Origin of the sequence: Kitasatospora putterlickiae (assembly GCF_039527695.1) — a bacterium.
Classification (GTDB): Bacteria; Actinomycetota; Actinomycetes; order Streptomycetales; family Streptomycetaceae; genus Kitasatospora; species Kitasatospora putterlickiae.
This window is the reverse complement of record NZ_BAAAKJ010000198.1, coordinates 38,462-43,626: the sequence shown is the minus strand read 5'-3', so window position 1 is coordinate 43,626 and position 5,165 is coordinate 38,462. Positions and strand designations below refer to the sequence as shown.

Annotated in this window: 4 protein-coding genes; all 4 read right to left on the bottom strand. The window is 73.7% G+C overall.

Annotation, left to right across the window (positions count from 1 at the left end):
• Positions 1–45 precede the first annotated feature (45 nt).
• Genes hpnH through ABD308_RS19950 form a run of 4 tightly spaced genes read right to left on the bottom strand, consistent with a single transcriptional unit; the run spans position 46 to position 4,955 of the window.
• A complete protein-coding gene (hpnH, locus tag ABD308_RS19965; protein ID WP_344337155.1) occupies positions 46–1,071 on the bottom strand; it encodes an adenosyl-hopene transferase HpnH in 1,026 nt (341 codons plus the stop codon).
• Between the two features lie 2 nt (positions 1,072–1,073).
• Positions 1,074–1,769 (bottom strand): phosphorylase family protein, encoded by a 696-nt coding sequence (locus ABD308_RS19960; RefSeq protein WP_344337153.1) that lies wholly within the window; start codon positions 1,767–1,769, stop codon positions 1,074–1,076.
• On the bottom strand, positions 1,766–3,859 hold the full coding sequence (gene shc / locus ABD308_RS19955; protein WP_344337152.1) for a squalene--hopene cyclase: 2,094 nt from the start codon (positions 3,857–3,859) through the stop codon (positions 1,766–1,768). The genes ABD308_RS19960 and shc overlap by 4 nt, the downstream gene beginning before the upstream one ends.
• Before the next feature lie 7 nt (positions 3,860–3,866).
• Complete coding sequence (locus ABD308_RS19950; protein WP_425554806.1) at positions 3,867–4,955, bottom strand: polyprenyl synthetase family protein; 1,089 nt, start codon at positions 4,953–4,955, stop codon at positions 3,867–3,869.
• Positions 4,956–5,165 lie beyond the last annotated feature (210 nt).

Here is a 5,165-nt window from a genome sequence, read left to right as displayed (position 1 = left end):
GGACGGGGGCGGGCGGCGGGGTGCGCCGGCCGCCGGGGAGTGCGCTCAGCGGCTCCGGTTGGAGCCGACGGTGTCGGTGATCGCCCGCAGCGACTCCTTGAGGGAGCCCATGGTGGCGAGCACGGCGGTCGGCTCGTAGCCGCAGTGCGCCATGCAGTTGGAGCAGCGGGCGTCCTTGCCGCGGCCGTACTTGTCCCAGTCGGTCTTCTCGATCAGCTCGCGGTAGGTCGGCACGTAGCCGTCGGCCATCAGGTAGCAGGGTCGCTGCCAGCCGAACAGCGAGTAGTTGGGGATGCCCCAGGCGGTGCACTCGAAGTCGACCTTGCCCTCCAGGAAGTCCAGGAAGAGCGGGCTGTGGTTGAGCCGCCAGCGCCGCCGGTTGCCGCCGGCGAAGGTCTTGCGGAACAGCTCGCGGGTCTGCTCGACGCCGAGGAAGTGGGCCTGGTCGGGCGCCTTCTCGTAGGCGAACGCCGGGGAGATCATCATCTCGTCGACCTTGAGCTCGTCGTTGAGGTAGTCGAGCACGTCGATGATGGTCTGCGGGGTGTCGGTGTTGAAGAAGGTGGAGTTGGTGGTCACCCGGAAGCCGCGCCGCTTGGCCTCCTTGATCGCCTCCACCGCCTCGTCGAAGGTGCCCTCCTTGGCCACCGAGGCGTCGTGCCGCTCGCGCAGCCCGTCGATGTGCACGGTGAAGGTGAAGTACGGCGAGGGCTTGAACTTGTCGAGCTTCTTGCGCATCAGCAGGGCGTTGGTGCAGAGGAACACGTACTTGCGGCGTTCGACCAGCTGCCGGACGATCTCGTCGATCTGCGGGTGCATCAGCGGCTCGCCGCCGGCGATCGAGACCATCGGGGCGCCCGACTCCAGGACGGCGCCGACCGCCTGGGCGACCGGCATCCGCTGCTTCAGCACGCCCGCCGGGTGCTGGATCTTGCCGCACCCCTCGCAGGCCAGGTTGCAGGCGAAGAGCGGTTCCAGTTCGACGATCAGCGGGAATTTGTCGCGTCGCTTCAGCTTCTGCTGCATGAGGTAGGTGCCGACCCGCACGGTCTGGCGCAGCGGCATGGCCATGGCTAGCTCGCCTCCTGGGGGAGCGTCGAGGATGTGGGGTGGTTGAGGGCGGTCGGCGCGGGGCGGACGCGCGCCGGCCGGTCGTCGGACAGGTGCCAGTCGACCAGGGCGGGCACGGTGGAGCGCAGCGTGCGCCAGGCCCGGACGCCGGCGGGCAGGGTGCCCGGGCGCAGCAGCTCGCGCTCGGGCGTGTCGACCACGACCCGCAGCACGGCGGCGGGCAGGCCTGGGCGCAGCTCGCACAGGGCGGCCAGTACGGCGGCGGCCTCCATGTCGACGGCGAGCGCCCCTTGCAGGTGCAGGGCGCGCCGTTCCAGGCCGCGCACCACGTGGTCCGCGGTGTGGTGCACGCCGGTGTGCGCGGTCAGGCCGCGCACGGTGAGGGCCCGGGTGAGCGCCGGGCCGGAGTCGACGGCGAAGTGGTTGCCCTCGGCGTCGCGCACCCCGTCGGCGACGATCACGTCACCGGGCGTCATTCCCGGCGCGACGGCGGCGCCGAAGCCGGCCACCACGACGGCGCCGTAGCCGCCGGGGGCGGCGGTGAGCAGCCTCCTGACGGCGAGTGAGGCCCGCCGCCGGCCGACCCCGGTCCGTACCACGACGGGCGGGCCGCCCGCCGCGCCGCGCCAGTCCCCGCCGCGCAGGGCCCACACCTCGGGGCCGAGCGCGCAGAGGACCAGCAGCGGGGAAGCGGTCACCGGGACGCCCCGATCGCCGCCGGTCCGCCGGCCGGGCGGCCGGTGGCGGGGGTGCCGTGCAGGTAGCGGCCGAGCGCGGTGACCGGGAACACCAGCCGGTACAGGTGGTAGTTGATGGAGAAGTCCCACGGGAAGCCGGTGCCGGTGAACTGCGGCTCGTCCCAGGTGCCCTCGGGCAGCTGGGTGCGCACCAGCCAGTCGACGCCGCGCTCGACCGCCGGATTGGCCCGGCCGTCCGGTCCCTCGCCGGCCGCGAGCAGTGCCATCAGCGCCCACGCGGTCTGCGAGGCGGTGGACTCGCCGCGCCCGGCCCAGCGCTCCGGGTCGTCGTAGGAGCGCATGTCCTCGCCCCAGCCGCCGTCGCCGTTCTGGCGGTCCTCCAGCCAGCGCACCGACCGGCGGATCGCCGGGTGCTCGGCGGGGACGCCGGCGGCGACCAGCGCGGGCAGCACCGAGCCGGTGCCGTAGATGTAGTTGGTGCCCCAGCGGCCGAACCAGGAGCCGTCCGCCTCCTGGTTGCGCAGCAGCCACTCGACGCCGCGCCGGGTGCGCGGGTCGTGCGCCCGACCGACCTCGGCGAGCATCTCCACGACGTGCGCCGTGACGTCCGCGGACGGCGGGTCGACGACCTCGCCGAAGTCGCAGAACGGCAGCTTGTTCGGCAGGGTGCTGGTGTTGTCGACGTCGAAGGCGCCCCAGGCGCCGTTCTTGGACTGCATGCCGAGGTTCCACCGCACGCCCCGGTCGACCGAGCCGGCCACCTTGGCGGGGTCGGGGTGGGCGACCCGGCGCAGCGCGAGCACCACCTCGGCGGTGTCGTCGATGTCCGGGTAGGTGTCGTTCTCGAACTCGAAGGCCCAGCCGCCGGGGGCGAGCGAGGGCCGCTGGACGGACCAGTCGCCGCGCTTGGTGATCTCCTCGCCGAGCATCCAGTCGACGGCGGAGACCAGCGCCGGGTGGTCGGCCGGGACGCCGGCGTCGACCAGCGCGATGGTGGCCAGGCAGGTGTCCCAGACCGGGGACTGGCAGGCCTCCAGCCAGCGCCGGCCGTCGGGGGTGTGCACGGTGAAGCGGTCGAAGGAGGAGAGTCCGGCCCGCATCACCGGGTGGTCGAGCTCGTAGCCCTCCAGGTGCAGGGCGATCAGCGAGTAGACGGCGGGGGGCTGGATGCCGCCCCAGCAGCCGTCGGCCTCCTGGCGCTCGACGATCCAGCGGCAGGCCTGGGAGAGCGCGAGGCGGCGCAGCGGGCGCAGGGCGCGCCGGTGGTAGGCGTGCAGGACCTTGTCGAGGCGTTCGAACAGGCCGTCCCAGCTGGTGGCGGGCGCGAGCGGCCGGGCGGGGAAGGGGTCGTCCGGGTCGGTGTGCAGCTCGGTGAGCGGGAAGGGGGCCGGACGGACCGGGCGGTGGGCGGAGACGATGGTCAGCGGGACGATGGTCTGCCGCGCCCAGCAGCCGAAGGCGTAGATGTTCAGCGGGAGCCACTTCGGCAGGAACATGATCTCCGGCGGCATCTCGGGCAGCCGGTCCCAGGGCCACCAGCCGAAGAGCGCCAGCCAGATCCGGGTGAACACCCGGGAGGCGGCGATGCCGCCGGCGGAGCGGATCCAGCGGGCGGCGGTGAGCATGTGGGGGGCGTTCGGGTCGTCCCCGGCGAGCTTCAGGGCGACGTAGGCCTCGACGGTGGTGGACAGCTCGGCCGGGCCGCCGTGGAAGGTGGACCAGGTGCCGTCCTCGCGCTGCTGGGAGCGGATCCACTCGGCGGTCGCCTTGGTCTGTTCCTCGGTGAGGATCCCGAGGAACTGCCGGAGCAGTAAGTCCTCGGCGTCCATGGTGACGTTGGTCTCCAGATCGCCCTTCCACCACCCCTCGGAGCTCTGCAGGGAGAGCAGGTGCGTGGTGGCACGGGCCAGGGCCTCCTCGGCGGAGGCGGCCCCGTCCTGCTGTTGATCGGTCCGGCCGGACGGGGTGTCCGGGGCGGATCCCTCGGGCTGCCACCGCCCGGCGCTCAGCAGCGCCGGGGGGAGGCCGCCCACCGCGACCGGCTCGGAATCGTACTCAGGGTCGAGCCGGCCGTCCGCGGTTGCTGTCAACGTAACGTCACCTCTCTCGTACCACCACGAATTCGGCGAGTGCGACGAAGTGCTCGCGCACCACATCGGGCATGGGCACCTCGTCCAGGGCGGCGAGGGCAGTCGTGTGCTGGCGGCGGGCCTCCTCCTGGGTCCAGGCCCGCCCGCCGGCCTTCTCGATCAGCAGGGCGCGGGCGGCCAGCTCGGTCTCGCTCTCCTCGCCGCGCCCCTTGGGGTCGGCGAGCTGCTCGGCCAGTTCACGGGAGGCCGCGCCGCCCTCGGCGAGGGCGGCGGCGACCGGCAGGGACTTCTTGCGCTGGCGCAGGTCGCCCCAGTGCGGCTTTCCGGTGACCTCGGTGGCGCCCCAGATGCCGAGCAGGTCGTCCACCGCCTGGAAGGCCAGGCCCAGGTGCTCGCCGAAGCGCTGGAGGGAGTCCGCGGCCCGGTCGTCGGCGCCGGCCAGGACGGCGCCCAGCGCCGAGGCGGCGGCGAGCAGGGCGGCGGTCTTGCCGCCCTCCATCTCCAGGCACTCGGCGACGGTCACGGTGTCCCGCTGCTCGAAGGCGACGTCCATCGCCTGGCCGTCGATCAGCCGGCGGCTGGCGGTGTTGAGCAGCCGGACGGCGCGCGCGGCGTCGGTGGGGCTCGTCCCGCCCGTGGTCGCGGCGTCGAGCAGCACCTCCGTACCGAGCGTCGCCAGGGCGTCACCGACCAGGATCGCCTGGGCCGGACCGAAGACCGTCCAGGCGGTGGCCCGGTGGCGCCGGGTCTCGTCACCGTCCATCAGATCATCATGGAGCAGGGAGAAGTTGTGCACCAGCTCAACAGCGACCCCACCGGGCACTCCGGCCTCCGCCGGAGCGCCGGCGGCCTGGGCCGAGAGCAGCGCCAGGGCCGGGCGGACGGCCTTGCCGCCGTCCCCCGCGACCGGCGTGCCGTCCCGGTCGATCCAGCCGAAGTGGTACGCCGCGACGGTGTCCATGGGTGCCGCCAGACGGGCGACGGCGGCCCTCAGCGGCGGGGTGCAGAGCGCGCGGGTGCGGTCGAGCAGCTCCGGCACCGAGACCGGTTCGGCATGTGCCGTGCCTCCGACGGCCGTGCCGATGCGTGACTCCACGTACGTTCCCTCTCCCTGGTGGTGCCTGGCCGCGTGGGACGGCCGGACGCTGGCGGTGGTGGTGCGGCCGGTGGGGCCACGGCCGGTGAGGACGGTCGCGCCGCCGGGACCGAACGGGTGAACGCCCGCTCTGACGGGCTCGCCGCGGTCCCCGGCGAGCGGGGCACCGGTCACCGCGGCCACCTCCCGTCGCCGCGGTCGAGGGGCCGG